Source organism: Catellatospora sp. NPDC049111 (assembly GCF_040648615.1).
Taxonomy (GTDB): Bacteria; Actinomycetota; Actinomycetes; order Mycobacteriales; family Micromonosporaceae; genus Catellatospora; species Catellatospora aurea.
In genome coordinates, this window is the sequence record NZ_JBEZEB010000012.1 from 74,411 (window position 1) to 92,199 (window position 17,789).

The window sequence follows — 17,789 nt, forward strand, 5'->3', positions numbered from 1 at the left end:
TCAGGGACATGAGGCCCCGATTGCTCGTGTCCCTGATCGCAGCCCTCACCATCGTGCCGGCGACCCTGGTCGCCACCCCCGCCGTGGCGCTCGCTCCGCCGGGCGGCGGCACCCTCACCACGAAGGTCTTCGCGACCCGGGAGGGCCTGGTCGGCTGGAAGACCGCCAACGGCCACAAAATCACCAAGCGGGACTGGTTCGCGGCGCTGCCCTCGTGGCGCGGGCTGTCCGACCGCGGCGAGGGCGACAAGAGCGTACGGGTTTGCCACGACGGCAACGACCGGTGCGTGTTCCTGCCGGTGTGGGACGTCGGCCCGTGGAACACCAAGGACGACTACTGGGCCGACGACCGGCACATGTGGGAGAAGCTGCCGCGCGGCAAGCCCCAGGCGCAGGCGGCGTACCAGGACGACCACAACGACGGCGAGGACGAGTTCGGCCGCGAGGTGCTCAACCCGGCCGGCATCGACATCGCCGACGGCGCGTTCTGGGACGGCCTCGACCTCGACGACAACGACTGGGTGCACGTCACCTTCCTGTGGACGGGCGAGGGCGACCGGGGCGTCGTCGACACCGACGACGGCGAGTGGCTGCGGGTGCGCTCGGCGCCGAAGGTCAAGGCCGCCCTGCGCGGCGGCGCGGGCGAATACGCCCAGGTGCCGATCCGGTGCCAGGTCAAGGGCGACAAGGTCAAGGGGACGGTACGCACGACCGACCTGTGGAACCGGGTCGGCGACGGCATCTACCTGTCCCACGCGTACGTCCGGCTGCTCGACGGGGCCAAGCCGCGCAAGTGCTGAAGCCTCAGCGGGCGGCGTGCGGCCAGAGGGTCTCCAACAGGGCCAGGCCGCGGGTGGTCAGCGGCTTGAAGATCTTCATACGGGACGCGCCGACCAGGTACTCCAGGTAGGGCACGGCCAGGTCCACCACGGCCCGGGTGCGGCGCTGGCCCGGCGTGGTGTCGTGCACCCAGTACACGACCAGGCCGAGCTGGGCCAGCCACAGCAGTTGCGGCAGCCGCGCCCGCAGCTGCGGGTCCATCTTCGTCTCCGTGCTGTCGACCAGCCGGTGGAAGATGCTGGTCGCCAGCTCGCGGGCCTGCGTCGACTCCTCGCTGAACGGGCTCACCGGCGAGCCGGGCACCGCCGCGATGCCGATGAACCGGCCCGCGAACGCGTGGTGCGGAGCCCAGACCTCGATGCCCTCGCGCAGGATGGCGGCGAGCCGGTCGCCGAACGACGTGCCGCTGCTGAGGATCGGTTCGACCCGGGCCAGGTGCTCGCGCTGGAGTTCCAGGTAGAACTCGGAGACCAGCGCCTCCTTGGCGGGGAAGTAGTAGTAGGCGTTGCCGACCGAGACCCCGGCGTCGGCGGCGATCGCCCGCATGGTCGTCTTCTCGTACCCGGCCTCGCCGAACAGCCGGATCGCGCTGGTCACGATGGCCTGGCGGGTCTGCTCGCCCCGGGACGTGTCAGCGGCCCGTCCCCGGGCCGCCGGAGCGGCGGGGGACGAGCCGTTGTCGGTGTGCGTCACGCTGCCCACGCTAGCGGCGGCTCAGGCGGCGGGGGTCAGGTGGCGGGGGTCGGCCGTCCGGTCCGCCGGGGTGTCGGCGGGCTGCCGGGTCAGCGCGGCGGCGGGCACGGCGTACACCCTGGTCGGTTGCCCCTGCATCGGCCGGCGCAGCCGGCCGAGCAGCAGCACGGTGCCGAGGTGCACCAGCACCAGGGCGAGGGTGATGATGCCGATCTTGGTGGCGAGCGTCTCGACCGCGTCGACGGGGCCGGTCACCTCGTCGTAGGTCTTCATGGCGATCGCCATGTAGCCGAGGTTGAGCAGGTAGAAGCCGACGACGAGGAACTTCGTGACGGCGGCGGCGAGCTCGCCGGTGGGCAGCACGTCGCGCAGGAACGCCTGCCCGTGCCGCTGCAGGGTGTGGCCGACCCAGAGGGTCAGCGCGAGGGTGGCGACCGCGTAGGCCAGGTATACGGCCAGCTTCGGGTCCATGTCCCAACTCCGATTTGAACGTGTTCAACTTTCGGACTTCCTCATGCTGACACAAGACTTGAACGTGTTCAACTGTGGCTCCGCTCACCCCGTCGGGCATGATGAGGGGCATGACTGTCACCACCACGGACCTCTTCGCCACCCATGAGGAGCTGCTGAACAGCGCGCTGCGGGCGATCACCGAGCGCGGCTACTGGTCGGCGTATCCGGAGTCGCCGAGCCCCAAGGTGTACGGCGAGACCGCCGCCGCCGACGGCAAGGCCGCCTTCACTGCCCTGCTGGGCAAGGACTTCCCGCTGGACCAGCCCGCCGACGAGTGGGTCAGCCCGGAGCGCTCGCCGTTCGGCATCCCGCTCGGGGTGCGATACCCCCGCACCGGCCCGGACGCCCTCATCGCCGCCGCCAAGGCCGCGCTGCCCTCGTGGCGCGACGCCGGGCCGCGCATGCGCGCCGGGGTGTGCCTGGAGATTTTGTCGCGGCTGCACAGGCGCGTGTTCGAGCTGGCCAACGCGGTGCACGCGACCACCGGCCAGGCGTTCGTGATGGCCTTCCAGGCCGGCGGCCCGCACGCGCTCGACCGCGCGCTGGAGGCGGTCGCCTACGGCTACGCCGAGCAGACCCGGCAGGTCGGCTCCGTGGTGTGGACCAAGAAGGCCGACACGCTGGCCAAGACCTACCACCTGGTGCCGCGCGGCATCGGCCTGGTCATCGGCTGCAACACCTTCCCGACCTGGAACTCCTGGCCGGGCCTGTTCGCCTCGCTGATCACCGGCAACCCGGTGCTGGTCAAGCCGCACCCGGGCGCGGTGCTGCCGCTGGCCATCACCGTGCAGGTCGCCCGCGAGGTGCTCGCCGAGGCCGGGCTCGACCCGAACACGGTGCAGCTCGCCGTCGACACCCGCGAGGCGCCGGTCGCCAAGGACCTGGCCCTGCGGCCCGAGATCCGGCTCATCGACTTCACCGGCTCCACCGCCTTCGGTGACTGGCTGGAGGCCAACGCCCGGCAGGCGCAGGTGTACACCGAGAAGGCCGGTGTGAACACCGTCGTCGTCGACTCGACCCACGACTTCGCCGGCATGTGCCGCAACCTGGGCTTCTCGCTGACCCTGTACAGCGGCCAGATGTGCACCACCCCGCAGAACCTGCTCATCCCGGCCGGCGGCATCCAGACCGAGGCCGGGCACAAGAGCTTTGACGAGGTCGTCGACGGCATCGCCGGCGCGGTCCGCGCGATCACCGCCGACCCGGCCAAGGCCGTCGAGTTCACCGGCGCGATCGTCAACGACGACGTGGTGGACCGCATCGCGGCCGCCCGCAAGATGGGCGACGTGGTGCTCGACTCGGCCGAGCTGGCCCACCCGGCGTACGCCGACGCGGTGGTGCGCACCCCGATGATCGTGAAGGTGACCGACGGCTACGGCAGCGAGTGCTTCGGCCCGGTGACCTTCGCGGTGCCGACCGCGTCGACCGCGCAGAGCATCGACATCTTCCGGGAGACGGTCGGCGAGAAGGGCGCCATCACGGCGGCGGTGTACAGCACCGACGAGTCCGTGCTCGACGCGGTCGAGCAGGCGGCGATGGAGGTGGGTGTGCACCTGTCGGCGAACCTGACCGGCGGCATCTTCGTCAACCAGTCGGCGGCCTTCTCCGACTTCCACGCCTCCGGTGCGAACCCGGCCGCCAACGCTGCGCTGACCGACGGCGCGTTCGTGGCGAGCCGCTTCCGCATCGTGCAGTCCCGCCGCCCGGTCGCCGCGGCCTAGCGCGACGGGCGCGCAGCTCAGCGCGCTGGATAGTTAAGAAGGGCACCTTCTACAACGCGGAGCGTTGTGAAGGTGCCCTTCCTTTCACTCTCAGGGGAGGGCGGGTTTGAGTTGTTCGGCGACGGACGCGCAGAGGTCGCGGCCGTGGTCGAAGCCGTAGCGGGCCGGATAGCGCAGCAGCACGCTCATGCTCCAGTGCTCGGTGACCGCCAGGCAGGCCATGTGCCACAGCTTGTCCTCGGTGCGCAGCAGCCAGCCGTTCTTGATGGCGATGGTGGCCGCGACCTCCGGCGGGAACGCGGCCCGCGGCCCGAAGTCGCCGACCCCGCGCACCAGGCGCATCTGGGTGAGCAGCCAGTCCGTCCAGTGCGGCCCCGCGGCTCGGCCGTCGGCCAGGCAGACCCCGAGCCGCGCCACGTCGCGCGCGGACACCTCGGTGTTCGACCAGTAGCCGTCGATCTTGTACGGCTTCGACTCGGTCAGGCCGCAGATCTGCACCATGCGCTCGATGCCCGCTCGACCGCCGTTGCGCTCGTAGAACTCGTACGCGGCCTTGTTGTCCGAGTCGCGGATCATGATGATCAGCCGGTTCAGGCTGCGCTCGTCCGGGTAGTCGGTGCGGCGCAGGAAGTCGGCGGCGAGCCAGACCTTCACCAGGGACATGGTGTCGCTCGGGGCGTCCAGGTTGGAGGAGCCCGCGATCTGGCCGGTGCGCCGGTCCAGCATCGCCCAACTGGCGAATCCCTCGGTGTCCAGCCGTACGGGGGGAAGTTCCAGCCGGGCGGGTGACGCTGATTCGCGGTCGCGGGAGGCTCCCGGACGCGGCGCCGCGTTCGTTCCGTAGTGCAGTGCCCATTGCATGACCGCGCCCGTGACGAGTAAGGCGACGGCGCACAAGGAGGTGGCGATGACGGGCATGAAGGCGGCCGGAATGCGGCGCGAACGGATGCGGCGGCGGTTGTCCACGTTCCACCCAACCCCCGGGTGGCCCGCCCGGTCACGCGATAGAGCGCGCTCATGGTCAGATTGCCGACTGTCGAACTGTAATGGGAGCATTACAGGTCCGTTTTGGGGCTGTGCGAGGGTACCGGTGCTCGTGTAGCGTGCGAGGACGGCTGACAACACCAGCCGGGGGTGGCCCGCTACAGGACCGCCCAGCTTTACAGAAGTGAGGAAGTGCACCGTGGCACAGGGCACCGTCAAGTGGTTCAACAGCGAGAAGGGCTACGGCTTCATCGCGGTCGACGGAGGGCAGGACGTATTCGTCCACTTCTCCGCGATCGAGATGGACGGCTACAAGGCGCTCGACGACGGTCAGCGCGTTGAGTTCGAAATCGCCCAGGGCCAGAAGGGCCCCCAGGCTGAGAAGGTCCGGGTCATCGCCTGACCGCTTGGCCATCAAAGCTTGAGTAATACGGAAAGGGCTCTGATCCCACAGGATCGGGGCCCTTCCGCCTTTTCCGGATACGGCGTCGGGCCGCAGGGGACAGCGGCGTGGGCGCGGGCGTGCCACACTGGGCGGCCCCTCCCTCCGACCTGGAGCAGCACATGTCCGAGTCCACCCCGAACCCCTACGACGCCGGCGAGCCGCTGCCGTCCGAGCAGGGTTTCCGGCCGCCCGACGAGGCATACCGCGTGGCGACGCCGGACTTCGGTCCGGAGCACGACCCGCTGGTCAACCCGGCCGTGCAGGGGTTCAGCGGGTGGACCTACCGGGTGGGCGGCGTGCTGCGGCGCGGGTGGTCGCAGCTGCTCGTCATCTTCGCGCTGACCCACCTGCTGCCGACCGTCGTGTTCGGCGTGCTGCTGGTCGCCGGTGTGATCGCGGGCGGCGGCTTCGACCTGAGCATCCTCGGCCGCTCGGACATGGCCGAGGAGCTGATCGCCACGCTGCTGGCGACCGTGGCGGCGTACGTGGTGGTCGTGCTGCTGCTGCAGATGCTCGGCTACGCCGCGGCCACCCACCTGGCCACCCGGCAGGCGGCCGGGCTGCCGGTGACCGTCGGCGAGGCGATGCGCTACGGGCTGCGCCGGATGCTCGGCCTCACCCTCTGGCACGTGCTGGCCTACCTGCTCGTCGGCCTCGGCGTCGTCGCCGTCGCCGCGTGCTGCGTCCAGATCGCCTCGCTGATCGGGGTGATCCCGGTGCTGCTCGTCGGCGGATACCTGATGCTGGTGATCGCACTGCTCGGCCCGGCGTTCCTGTTCGAGCGCGGCAGCCCGCTGCGCCGGTCCAGCACGCTGCTGCACAACGCGTTCTGGCCGACCACCGGACGGCTGCTGCTGCTCGGCCTCACCCTGTTCGCCGGCTCTGTCATCGAGCGGATGCTCAGCGCGATCGGCACCGCGGTCGTGCCGCCGGGTGACACCGCCATGGCCGTGGCGATGACCGGGGCCACCACCCTGCTCGGTGCCGTCATCGAGATTCCGCTGACGATGGTGCTGTTCAGCGGCATCCTCATCACGTACGCCGAGCGTCGCGGGGCCGAGGACACCGTCTCCACCCGACGGCTCGTCGACGAGCTGGCCGCGCGGTGATCGAGCAGATCCCGGCCCGGTCGTCCTGGCTTCGCGAGACCCTGAACCTGCTGCGAGCCTGCTGGTGGCGAGTGCTCGCGATCAGCGTCGTCACCGAGGCGGTCGCCCTGCTCGCCGTCGGTGGGCTGCTGCTGTTCGCCACCTTCGGACCCAGCCCGGGGCTGGATCTGGACGAACCCGTCTACATCGTCGGCGTCTACGTGCTGCCCGCCGTGCTGTCGGGTGCGTGCACCGCCTGGGCGTGGGCGGCGGCGGTCGAGGTGCTCCGCGGGGCCGGCGAGGGCCGCCGGGTGCGGGTCGGCGTGGCACTGGGACAGGGGGTGCGGCGGTGCGGCCGACTGGCTCTGTGGCTGGCCGGAGTCGGCCTGATCCGTGCCGCGGCCAGCTTCTACGTGTTCTACAGGTTCACGGACTACCCGTACTCGATCTCGTCGTTCGAGACCTTCTCCACCGTGATGACCGTCGGCGGCTGGTACCTGTCCTTCGCCACCGCGCTGCTGCCGCTGGTCGTGCTGTTCGAACGGCGTGGACCGGGGCGGGCATGGCTGCTGGCGCACAGCCGTGCGACGACGATCGGGCAGATCGTCGCGCTGCTGGCGTTCGGTTGGGCCGCCGACGAACTGGCCGGCGTCGCGCTGGCCAAGGCGGTGCAGGTCGACATGCCGTTCATGTTGGCGCGGAACCTGCAGCTGGTGGCGGACTCGATCCTTGGCGTGCTGACGTCGGCCGTGACGATGACCGCGCTCACGGTCGCCTACCTGCACCGGGTGGCCCTGTCGACGACGCCCGGCCCGCCCTCCGCCGATCCCGCGCCGGACGGCTCCGAACCGGTGGTCATCGAACTCGGCCGCACCTGGTGAACCACCTGTGATCATCCCGTGTTCGCTTGCACTCGGGGGGCGAGAGTGCTAAACAGGTGATTGGCACTCTCCTCGCGTGAGTGCCAATACGAGACCAGAAGTCGGAGTTGCGGGGCTGCCGAATGGTGGCAGCCGGTCGTCGCGGGCCAGCTCTCCGACCTCGGATTGTCCAGGAGGACAACGCCGTTATGGCCAAGATTATCGCGTTCGACGAGGAGGCTCGCCGCGGCCTCGAGCGGGGAATGAACGTCCTCGCTGACGCCGTAAAGGTGACGCTCGGCCCCAAGGGCCGCAACGTCGTGCTCGAGAAGAAGTGGGGCGCCCCCACCATCACCAACGATGGTGTGAGCATCGCCAAGGAGATCGAGCTCGAGGACCCGTACGAGAAGATCGGCGCTGAGCTGGTCAAGGAGGTCGCCAAGAAGACCGACGACGTCGCCGGTGACGGCACGACGACGGCGACCGTCCTGGCCCAGGCGCTGGTCCGCGAGGGCCTGCGCAACGTTGCCGCCGGTGCGAACCCGATGGCCCTGAAGCGGGGCATCGAGGCCGCCGTCGCGTCGGTGGCGGAGGAGCTCTCCAAGCTGGCCAAGGACGTCGAGACGAAGGAGCAGATCGCCTCCACCGCCTCGATCTCCGCGGCTGACCCGACCGTCGGCGAGATCATCGCCGAGGCGATGGACAAGGTCGGCAAGGAAGGCGTCATCACCGTCGAGGAGAGCAACACTTTCGGGCTGGAGCTGGAGCTCACCGAGGGTATGCGCTTCGACAAGGGCTTCAACTCGGCCTACTTCATCACCGACCCTGAGCGCATGGAGGCGGTCCTGGAGGACCCCTACCTGCTCATCGTCAACGGCAAGATCAGCAACGTCAAGGACATGCTGCCGATCCTCGAGAAGGTCATGCAGAGCGGCAAGCCGCTGCTGATCATCGCCGAGGACGTCGAGGGCGAGGCCCTGGCGACCCTGATCGTCAACAAGATCCGTGGCACCTTCAAGTCCGTCGCCGTCAAGGCGCCGGGCTTCGGCGACCGCCGCAAGGCCATGCTGCAGGACATCGCGATCCTGACCGGTGGCCAGGTCGTGTCCGAGGAGGTCGGCCTCAAGCTCGACAGCACCGGTCTCGACATGCTGGGCCGCGCCCGCAAGGTCGTGGTCACCAAGGACGAGACCACGATCGTCGACGGCTCCGGTGACGCCGACCAGATCAACGGCCGGGTGAACCAGATCCGTGCCGAGATCGAGAAGTCGGACTCCGACTACGACCGTGAGAAGCTGCAGGAGCGCCTGGCCAAGCTGGCCGGCGGTGTCGCGGTCATCAAGGTCGGCGCGGCCACCGAGGTCGAGCTCAAGGAGCGCAAGCACCGCATCGAGGACGCCGTTCGCAACGCGAAGGCGGCCGTCGAGGAGGGCATCGTCGCCGGTGGCGGCGTCGCGCTCGTGCAGGCCGGCAAGACCGCGTTCGAGAAGCTGGACCTCTCGGGCGACGAGGCCACCGGTGCCAACATCGTCAAGGTCGCGCTCGACGCCCCGCTGCGGCAGATCGCCGTCAACGCGGGCCTCGAGGGTGGCGTCGTGGTGGAGAAGGTGCGCAACCTGGAGCCCGGCTGGGGCCTCAACGCTGCGACCGGCGAGTACGTCGACCTGCTGAAGGCCGGCATCCTCGACCCCGCCAAGGTGACCCGTTCGGCGCTGCAGAACGCGGCCTCGATCGCGGCCCTGTTCCTCACCACCGAGGCCGTCGTGGCCGACAAGCCGGAGAAGGCCGCCGCTGCGCCGGCCGGCCCCGGCGGTGGCGAGATGGACTTCTGATCCGTCAGGATCAGAAGCGGTATCAGGGCTGATCCGTCCGGATCAGATCCACCGCAACACCTGAACACGACGAAGGCCCCCGAGCTCCGGCTCGGGGGCCTTCCCGTTTCGCCCCGTTTCGCCCCGCCCCGCGCCCCGCCCCGCCGCCGCGCTGTGCCGCGCCCTCCCACGCGCTGTGCCGCGCTGTGCCGCGCCGCCATGATCGTTCAACTTGCCAGGCAGGTGGGCGAAAGCGGGCTCAAGATACGCACAGGTGCCGGGCAAGTCGAACGATCATGGTGAGTGGGCGGACCGAACCGGCCGCGCCGGCCGTGGGCGGGTCACATGGCTTCGAGTTCGCGGCCCTTGGTTTCGCGGACGGCCTTCCAGACGAAGACGAAGGCGAGCAGGGCGAACAGGGCGTACAGGCCGTAGGCGAAGGTCAGGCCGATGTTCGACAGGGCCGGGAACGTGGTGCTGATCAGCCAGTTCGCGATCCACTGCGCGGCGGCGGCGACGGCCAGCGCGGTGGCGCGGATCTTGTTGTTGAACATCTCGCCCAGCAGGACCCAGACCACCGGGCCCCAGCTCATGCCGAAGGCGACCACGTACAGGTTGGCGGCGACGAGGGCGACCTTGCCGATCGCGGGGCTGAGCGTGGTCAGCGTCTCGCCGTTGGGCCCGACCGTCTGGGCGGCGGTGGAGAAGCACCAGGCCATCGTGCCGAGGGTGAGCACCATGCCGGCCGCGCCGACGAGCAGCAGCGGCTTGCGGCCGACCTTGTCGACCAGGGCGATCGCGATGAGCGTGGTGACGATGTTGGTGATGCTGGTGATGACCGTGATCAGCAGTGCGTCGGACTCGCTGAAACCCACCGACGCCCACAGCGCCGACGAGTAGTAGAAGATCACGTTGATGCCGACGAACTGCTGGAACACCGAGAGCAGGATGCCGACCCAGACGATGGGCAGCAGCCCGAACTTGGGGCCCTTGAGCACGTTCAGATGGACCTTTTCGGTGGTGCCCGCCACCGTGCGCTTGATGTCGGTGATGCGTTTCTCGACGTCGCCGCCGATCAGCCGCTTGATCACGTCGCGGGCCTCGGCCAGGCGGCCGCGGCGTACCAGGTAGCGGGGTGACTCCGGGATCTGCAGCGCCAGCACCCCGTAGATCACCGCGGGCACGGCGGCCGAGGCGAACATCCAGCGCCAGGCCGCGCCGCCCCACGGCACCGCCTCCATCGCACCGCCCGCCACGTCGGCCAGCAGGTAGTCGACCAGCAGGGCGACGAAGATGCCGCTGACGATGGCGAGCTGCTGCAGCGAGCCGAGCCGGCCGCGGATGTGCGCGGGCGACACCTCGGCGATGTACGCGGGCGCGATGACGCTGGCCGCGCCCACGCCGAGACCGCCGACGATCCGCCAGAACGTCAGGTCGACGGGGCTGAAGGCGAGGCCGGAGCCGATCGAGCTGGCGATGAAGAGCGCCGCGGCGATCAGCATCACCCGCACCCGGCCGAGCCGGTCGGCCAGGGGGCCGGCGAACCAGGCGCCGACGGCACAGCCCAGCAGAGCCGCCGACACGACGAAGCCGAGCGCCACCGAGCCCAGGTGGAAGGTGTTGCGCAGAGCGTCGACGGTGCCGTTGATGACCGCGGTGTCGTACCCGAAAAGGAAACCGCCCACCGCCGCCGCGGCGGCGACCATGATCGCCGCGCCCTTGGTCTCGTGGGGTTCGGCTATGGGGCTGGTCGGGGCTGCCACATCCTCATGGTGCCCCGAAACCACCAGTTCTAATCTGAAATGCGAAAAAAGCCCAACTCATAGCGATTTGTGGAAGAGGAAGAAGACCCGCTCGATGACCGCGCCGGCCGCTCCGGAGTAGAACGGCACCGGTCCCACCCAGCCGATCTGCGCTCGGGTGATGCCGCGGTCGGCCTGGTCGCGCAGGCACCGTCGCAGCAGGACGCCACCGATGCCCAGGCCCGCCGCGGCGGGCAGGGTGCCCATCGGGCCGAACCAGCTCGGGCGGCAGCCGCCCCACGCGGCGAACGCGATCGGCTGCCCGTCGCGGATGGCCACATGGCAGCCACCGGTCCCGCCGACGGCTCGTTCCACCTCGGCCACCCAGGCCGGGCCCCACTCGGCGGCGATCAGCGGCCGCAGCTCCCGCAGGTCGTCAGTCGTCGCCGCGCGTACGACGACGTGCGCGGCGGCCAGCCGTTCCTGCGCGGCCCGGGTCTCCCGCAGCGCGGGCGAGCCCTCGGCCAGGTCCGCGGTCATGTTCCAGGCCGTACGGTCGTGGGCGTACCCGAGCGCCGTCAGCGCGCACACGGCCGGGGTGTACCGCACGTCCACGCCTGGCCACGCGTGCGTGGGCGGATTGCCGGCGACCCGCACCGCGGTCAGCCCGCGCGCCCGCAACTGCCCCTCGACGGCGCCGACCAACTCGCGGGCCAGGCCCTGCCGCCGGAACGCGGGATCCACGACCAGCAGGTCCAGGTGGCCGACCGACGGGTCCTTGCGGCCCGTGGACGCCAGCGCGACCCCCACGACGTCACCGTCGATCGCGTCGCCGTCGATCGCCACGAAACCCGCCGATCCGCTCAGCAGTTCGACGATGTCGGCCGCCTCGGCCGCGTCCTCGGGCAGCAGCGACCGGTCTAGGAGATCGACCACGGCGGCCCGGTGCAGCGGCTCGTAAGGGGTGATCATGGAGGGGAAGCCTACCTGGCGGAGGCGACGACCGCCTCGGCCGCGTTGACGATGCCCGCCCCCGCCTGAGCGGCCACGGTCGCGCAGGCGGGCGCGGCGTTGGCCAGCAGCGCCGGCTGTGCGGTGTCGCGCAGCAACTGCTGGGTGCGGGGCAGGTCGCCGACCAGTTCGGGCCGGGCCGACCACAGCAGCGCGATCACCCCGGCGACGTGCGGCGTCGCCATCGAGGTGCCGCTGAGCTCGGCGTACGTGTCGCCGGGCATCGCCGACAGCACCGCCTCACCCGGCCCGGCCAGGTCCGGTTTCGGGCCGGCCGGTCCCCGGCTGGAGAACGAGGCGATTCGGCGGGTCCGGTCCACCGCGGCGATGGTGATCGCCGCCGGATCCGTGGCCGGCGGGGTGTCCAGCGAACCGCACTGCGGCCCGCTGTTGCCCGCCGCCGCGACGAACGCGATCCCGGCCGCGGCCAGGGCGGACGTGGCAGGCTGCAGCACCGTGGCGTCGCAGCCCTCCAGCGGGGGGCAGCTCCACGAGTTGCTGAGCACGTGCGGGGCGCGGGCCGGGCGGCCGTCGGTGAACGGGTTCCCGCCGTGCGGATATGGCGCGAGCATGAACTGCATGCAGTCCAGGTAGAGGGACGGGCTGCTCATGTTGCGTTCCAGGTTGACGCAGCCGATCCACTGGGCGTCCGGGGCCACGCCGACCAGGTCGCGCCCCACCGCGGTGGCGGTGGTGTGCGTGCCGTGGCCGTTGTGGTCGATCGGCGTGCGGCTGTCCGACCAGGGGTCGAGCCAGGAGTCGTCGCCGCCGCGGAAGTTCGCCGCCAGCGCGGGATGCGAGCCGTCCACCCCGGAATCGGAAGACCCGACCACGATGCCCTTACCGGTCACGCCGCGCTGCCACAGGTCCGGCGCGCCGACCATCTTCAGGTTCCACTGCGCGGTGGTCGGCGCCTGGCGCACGGGGCCGCGCTGGATGGGGATCTCGGCGGGCAGCGGGCGCAGCCGCTGGTCGGTCAGCACCCGGTCCACGTCGGACCGGGACTCCAGCCAGACCCGCGCCTCCGGGCCGCCGTTCACCAGGATCGCATTGACCAGGTAGTACGGCTGGTAGGACAGGTTCCAGCGGTCCAGCTCGGTGCGCAGCGCGCCCTGGGTGCGGTCGGCGTGCTCGACGAGCCGCCGGTAGACGGCGTCCACCCGCTGATCGCGCCCGGTGCCGAGGCCGGTCGTGGTGGGCAGCCCGGCCAGCGGGGCCTGCTCCTTCATCACCACGAACAGCTGGTCGCCGAAGAAGCCCGGCTGACCCGCGGTCAGGTAGTAGACCCCCGCGCCGAGGGCGACCGCGGCGGCCAGCCCAGCCGCCAGCGCCCGTCCGCCGGTACGCGGCACGACCTGCGCGCGCTCGCGGACAACCGGGGCGGGAGTGCCCGGCCACGGCTGCTGCGCACCGGGCCAGGTGGTCCCGGCCGGCCGGGCGCCGGGCCACTGGTTCGGCGGGCCGAGTGTCTCCGGCGCGGCGGCCGGGTCGCGCACGGTGCGCAGCAGGCCGACGCCGTACGCGACGCCGAGCGCCAGCGCCACCAGCCAGGCGATCAGGGCGGCCAGCACGGCGTAGTACGGCACGTCGCGGCCGATCAGGCCGAGGTTCATCTCGTCGGGGTCGACGTAGCCGAGCGGCCCGAACGCGGCGAGCGCGACCATGATCAGCGTGGTCCAGCCGCGCGGCGAGCCGGGCACGAGCGCGGCGACCGCGAACCCGAGCGGCGGCAGCACCAGCAGGAGCAGCACCTGCGCCCCGGCTGCTCCGGCGCCGCCCGCGAGCAGCGCCAGCACCACCCCGGCCACCAGGCCGCCGGACAGCACCAGGGTCGGCCGCCCGCGGTCGGTGAAGTGCCGCCACAGGCCCGGTCCCAGGATCGCCATGGCCAGCGCGCCCGTGGCGAGCGCCGCCAGCGCGGCGGCGATGGACTCGGTGAACCCGCCCAGCGCACCCGCCCACAGGTACGGCACCAGCACCAGCACTCCAGCGATCACCGCCCAGCCGAGCGAGGCGGGGTCGCCCGCCGCGGGTGCCACAGCACCGAGGCCTTGCTTGCCGGGACTGTCCTCGCCAGGGCCTTCCGTGCTGAGGCCTTCCTCGCCGACCGAGGCGCCGGGCGCGGAGCCGGGTGCCTCGATGGGTACGGCTTGGAGGGTGGCGCGGCGGTAGAGGAGGAAGGCGGCTGCGCCGGCCAGCAGCGCGTACACCAGCAGGTAGAGCTCGTTGGAGGTGGCCGGGATCAGGCGCAGCGCGCTGCCCCCGCCGAGCGCCAGCGCGCCCAGGAAGAAGGCGCGGCCGGTCGCCCGTACCGGCTCGTGTTTGGGCAGCAGGGCCAGCAGCAGCGCAGGCAGGCCGACCAGCAGCGCGACGACCAGACCCGCCAGCGGCCAGAGGAAGCCGGGCAGCTGCATACCGAGCTGGAGCAGCACCTGCGCGGCGAGCACGAGGCCGTACTGGGAGAGCACGGCGACGACGACCGCCCACACTCCGACCAGGACGGCAGCGACGATCGCGCCGACCGGCGAGCGCGGTGCGGCATCCGCGTGCGCGGATGGGGGCACGGTCGGAACATGAGGTGGAACACCCTGGCGGTCACCGTGTGGGAGCACAGCCGCACGGTACCTTGGTGGAATGCGTGACCGCAGCGTGTCCCGCTTCGCCGCAGGTGCTCTGTCCCCGGAGCGCCGCGCAGCCGACCTGCGCAGGCTTCGCGACGAAGAGTTCGATGTCCTGGTCGTCGGGGGCGGGGTGACCGGTGTCGGCGCGGCGCTGGACGCCGCCTCGCGCGGCCTGCGCGTGGCCCTGATCGAGGCGAGCGACCTCGCCGCGGGCACGTCCTCGCGCTCGTCCAAGCTCATCCACGGCGGCCTGCGCTACCTGGAGCAGCTGGAGTTTCCGCTGGTGCACGAGGCGCTGCGGGAACGCGGCCTGCTCGCCACCCGGCTGGCCCCGCACCTGGTGCGGCCGGTGCCGTTTCTGGTGCCGCTGCCGGCCGAGACGCCCGGCGTCGTCGGGGTGGCCAAGCGAGCCTGGCACCGGCTCTACTACGGGGCCGGCGTAGCGCTGTACGACGCCTTCGCGGGCCTGGTCGGGGGCGGGCGGGGCATGCCGCTGCACCGGCACCTGACCCAGTCCGGCGCGCGCCGGCTGTTCCCGTCGCTGCGCGAGGAAGGCCTGGCCGGGGCGATCCGCTACTACGATGGGCAGGTCGATGACGCCCGGTTCGTGGTGACGGTGGCCCGCACCGCGGCCAGCCTCGGCGCGGCCGTGGTCACCGGGGCCAAGGCCGTCGGCCTGCTGCGGCAGGCGCGCCAGGTGACGGGTGTGCGCGTCAGCGCCGACGGCGAGGAGTTCGACGTACGCGCGAAGACCGTCGTCGCGGCGACCGGCGTGTGGAGCGACGACGTGTCGTCGTGGCTGCCCGACGCGCGGGTCGGCTTCCGGGTGCGGGCCTCCAAGGGCGTGCACCTGGTGGTGCCCCGCTCGGCGATCACCGGCGAGGTCGGCCTGATCCTGCGTACCGCGTCCAGCGTGCTGTTCGTCATCCCGTGGGGCGGGCACTGGATCATCGGCACCACCGACACCGACTGGGAACTGGACCGCGCCCACCCCGCCGCGTCGGCAAAGGACATCGACTACCTGCTGTCGCACGTCAACGAGGTGCTCGACCGGCCACTGGCGCGCGGCGACATCGAGGGCGTGTACGCGGGACTGCGGCCGCTGCTGCGCGGCGAGTCCGACTCGACGTCGGCGCTGTCCCGCGAGCACGCCGTGGTCGAGCCGCTGCTCGGGCTGCTGCTCGTCGCGGGAGGCAAGTTCACCACGTACCGGGTGATGGCCCAGGACGTGATCGACAAGGCGGTCCGGCGGCTCGGGGTCGCCGGTGGGGAGTCCTCGGCGGTCCGCCGTCCTGGCGCGCCGCCGGGACGAGCCACTGGGGGAGTACGGCACAGCGGCACCGCCGACCTACCGCTGCTCGGCGCGGACGGCTACGAGGCGATGTGGCGCGACCGCGCCGACCTGGCCCGCCGCCACGAGCTGAGCGTCGGCGCGGTGGAGCACCTGCTGGAGCGCTACGGCACGCTCACCACCGAGCTGCTCGCCCTGATCGACGCGGACCGTTCGCTGGCCGACCCGCTGCCCGGCGCACCCGAGCACCTGTCGGCCGAGGTCGTCTACGCGGCCCGCCACGAGGGCGCCCGGCACGTCGTCGACGTGCTCGCCCGGCGTACCCGCATCTCCATCGAGACCGCCCACCGCGGTGTCCAGACCGCCCGCCGTACCGCCGAACTCATGGCCCCCGCCCTCGGCTGGTCTCCCACCACCACAGAAGCCGAGATCACCACCTACCTCGCCCGCGTCGACGCCGAACGCGAATCCCAGCGTATGCCCGACGACGCCGCCGCCAACACCACCCGCCTCACCGCCGTCTGAGAGCGAAGGAAGGGCACCTTCCCATCGCTCTGGGTAGAGGAAGGGCACCTTCTTAACGCGGCACGGCCGGGAGCTGCCGTGCGCCAGGCGGGTGGCCGAGTTTCGGCGGTCAGGGCCGGGTTTCGGCGGTCAGGGCCGGCCGGGTCGCCGGTCATGATCGGCGTTTCTGGTCATGATCTGCAGTCAGACTGCAGATCATGACCAGAAACAGCGATCATCGCGCGGGCGCGTCCACACGGCCGGTGGATCAGCGCAGGACCTTGCCGGGGTTCAGGAGGTTGGCGGGGTCGAGGGCGGACTTGATCGCGCGCTGGACGTCGACGCCCACCTCGCCGAGTTCGGTGGCGAGCCAGTCGCGTTTGAGCAGGCCGACGCCGTGCTCGCCGGTGCAGGTGCCGCCCAGGGCCAGGCCGCGTTCCATGATCTCGTCGAAGACCCGCTGGCCAGCCGCGACACTGGCCGGGTCGGCGCGGTCGACGACGATGTTCGGGTGCAGGTTGCCGTCGCCCGCGTGGCCGACGACGCCGACCGGCACGTCGTGCTTGGCGGCGATCTCCACGATGTCGTCGAGCAGCTCTGCCAGCCGGGTACGCGGCACCGCGATGTCGTCGATGATCAGCCCGCCGTGCTCGTACAGCGAAAGGGCCCGGTGTTCCATCGCCGGGTGCGCGAGCCGCCGCGCCTGCAGCAGCTCGGCGGCCTCCATCGCGTCGGTGGCCTGCCACACCTCGCCCGCGCCGGCCTGCCGGGCCAGCTCGGCGATCGCCTCCAGATCGGCGGCAGCCCGCGACCCGGTGTCCACCGCGGCCAGCAGCAGTGCGGCGGCAGTGGTGTCCAGCCCCATCGGCCGGTACGCCTCCAGCGCCTCCAGGTGCACCCGGTCCAGCAGCTCCAGCAGGCTCGGGGCGAGTCCGGCCGCGAAGATCCGGTTCACCGCGTCGCCGGCCGCGGCCGTGGTCGGGAAGACCGCGACCATGGTCAGCGATTCCTCGGCGGCCGGCCGCAGCGCCACGGTGATCTCCGTGATGATCCCGAGGGTGCCCTCGGAGCCGACGAAAAGCCTGGTCAGGTCGTATCCGGCGACCCCCTTCGGGGTGCGGCGACCGGTGCGCAGCACCCGGCCGTCGGCGAGCACGACCTCCAGACCGAGCACGTACTCGGTGGTGACGCCGTACTTGACGCAGCACATGCCGCCCGCGTTGGTGGCGACGTTGCCGCCGATGGTGCTCGACTCCCACGAGCCCGGATCCGGCGGGTAGCGCAGGCCTTCGGCGAGCGCGGCGCGGGCCAGCACCGCGTTGACGACTCCCGGTTGGACGGTGGCGATCCGGTTGGCGGTGTCGAGGTCGACGATGCGGTTCATGGCCAGCATCGACACGACCAGGCAGCCGTCGATCGCGTTCGCGCCGCCGGCGAGCCCGGTCCGCGCGCCTTGCGGCACCACCGGCACCCCGTGCCGCGCGGCGATCGCGACCGCGGCGGCGACGTGCGCGGTCTCCTCCGGGCGTACGACCGCCAGCGGCGTACCCGCCTCGCAGAGGTCGGCCTCGTCACGCCGGTACGAGATCAGCAGGTCGTGATCGGTGATCACGCGGTCGGGGCCCAGAGCAGCCGTCAGCTCGTCGAGGAAGGTCACGTTCGCAC

Annotated in this window: 14 protein-coding genes; 7 read left to right on the forward strand and 7 right to left on the reverse strand. The window is 71.4% G+C overall.

The genetic code is table 11. From position 1 onward, the window contains the following. The first annotated feature begins 8 nt into the window (after positions 1-8). A complete protein-coding gene (locus AB0B66_RS19030) occupies positions 9-800 on the forward strand; it encodes a hypothetical protein (RefSeq protein ID WP_360531035.1) in 792 nt (263 codons plus the stop codon). A 4-nt stretch (positions 801-804) separates the two neighbouring features. Here the strand turns inward: AB0B66_RS19030 and AB0B66_RS19035 are convergent, their stop codons facing one another. Both AB0B66_RS19035 and AB0B66_RS19040 read right to left on the reverse strand, forming a co-directional pair. Further along, on the reverse strand, positions 805-1,533 hold the full coding sequence (locus AB0B66_RS19035) for a TetR family transcriptional regulator (RefSeq protein ID WP_360531038.1): 729 nt from the start codon (positions 1,531-1,533) through the stop codon (positions 805-807). A 21-nt stretch (positions 1,534-1,554) separates the two neighbouring features. Continuing rightward, complete coding sequence (locus AB0B66_RS19040) at positions 1,555-2,004, reverse strand: hypothetical protein (protein WP_360531041.1); 450 nt, start codon at positions 2,002-2,004, stop codon at positions 1,555-1,557. A 98-nt stretch (positions 2,005-2,102) separates the two neighbouring features. On the opposite strand from AB0B66_RS19040, the gene paaN reads away from it, so the two are divergent. Further along, positions 2,103-3,767: a phenylacetic acid degradation protein PaaN gene (paaN, locus tag AB0B66_RS19045; protein ID WP_360531044.1), complete on the forward strand. Its 1,665-nt coding sequence runs from the start codon at positions 2,103-2,105 to the stop codon at positions 3,765-3,767. A gap of 90 nt (positions 3,768-3,857) precedes the next feature. On the opposite strand, the gene AB0B66_RS19050 is transcribed toward paaN, so the two are convergent. Beyond that, positions 3,858-4,628, reverse strand: coding sequence for a hypothetical protein (locus tag AB0B66_RS19050; RefSeq protein WP_360531047.1), 771 nt, complete (start codon positions 4,626-4,628; stop codon positions 3,858-3,860). A gap of 322 nt (positions 4,629-4,950) precedes the next feature. Here AB0B66_RS19050 and AB0B66_RS19055 point away from each other — a divergent pair, with 322 nt between their 5' ends. From AB0B66_RS19055 to groL, 4 genes are all read left to right on the forward strand, one after another. Next, the gene (locus tag AB0B66_RS19055) at positions 4,951-5,154 is read left to right on the forward strand and encodes a cold-shock protein (protein WP_033342363.1); all 204 of its coding nucleotides are present in this window, start codon (positions 4,951-4,953) and stop codon (positions 5,152-5,154) included. A 161-nt stretch (positions 5,155-5,315) separates the two neighbouring features. Then, positions 5,316-6,305, forward strand: a complete 990-nt coding sequence (locus AB0B66_RS19060; RefSeq protein ID WP_360531050.1) for a hypothetical protein — start codon at positions 5,316-5,318, stop codon at positions 6,303-6,305. Then, positions 6,302-7,165, forward strand: coding sequence for a hypothetical protein (locus tag AB0B66_RS19065; protein WP_360531053.1), 864 nt, complete (start codon positions 6,302-6,304; stop codon positions 7,163-7,165). Before AB0B66_RS19060 ends, AB0B66_RS19065 begins: the two co-directional genes overlap by 4 nt. 188 nt (positions 7,166-7,353) lie before the next feature. Further along, positions 7,354-8,976: a chaperonin GroEL gene (gene groL, locus AB0B66_RS19070; RefSeq protein WP_191843964.1), complete on the forward strand. Its 1,623-nt coding sequence runs from the start codon at positions 7,354-7,356 to the stop codon at positions 8,974-8,976. A 320-nt stretch (positions 8,977-9,296) separates the two neighbouring features. On the opposite strand, the gene AB0B66_RS19075 is transcribed toward groL, so the two are convergent. From AB0B66_RS19075 to AB0B66_RS19085, 3 genes are read right to left on the reverse strand one after another with little or no spacing between them, the layout of a single operon-like run. Then, on the reverse strand, positions 9,297-10,718 hold the full coding sequence (locus AB0B66_RS19075) for a sugar porter family MFS transporter (protein ID WP_360531057.1): 1,422 nt from the start codon (positions 10,716-10,718) through the stop codon (positions 9,297-9,299). Positions 10,719-10,775: 57 nt separating this feature from the next. Beyond that, positions 10,776-11,669, reverse strand: coding sequence for a GNAT family N-acetyltransferase (locus AB0B66_RS19080; protein WP_360531060.1), 894 nt, complete (start codon positions 11,667-11,669; stop codon positions 10,776-10,778). An 11-nt stretch (positions 11,670-11,680) separates the two neighbouring features. Then, entirely contained in the window at positions 11,681-14,272 is a 2,592-nt protein-coding gene (locus AB0B66_RS19085) for a S8 family serine peptidase (protein ID WP_360531063.1), read from the reverse strand. A 70-nt stretch (positions 14,273-14,342) separates the two neighbouring features. Between AB0B66_RS19085 and AB0B66_RS19090 the strand changes: the two genes are divergently transcribed. Further along, complete coding sequence (locus tag AB0B66_RS19090; protein WP_360531066.1) at positions 14,343-16,145, forward strand: glycerol-3-phosphate dehydrogenase/oxidase; 1,803 nt, start codon at positions 14,343-14,345, stop codon at positions 16,143-16,145. 247 nt (positions 16,146-16,392) lie between these two features. Here the strand turns inward: AB0B66_RS19090 and AB0B66_RS19095 are convergent, their stop codons facing one another. After that, a complete protein-coding gene (locus tag AB0B66_RS19095; protein ID WP_360531069.1) occupies positions 16,393-17,781 on the reverse strand; it encodes an FAD-linked oxidase C-terminal domain-containing protein in 1,389 nt (462 codons plus the stop codon). Positions 17,782-17,789 lie beyond the last annotated feature (8 nt).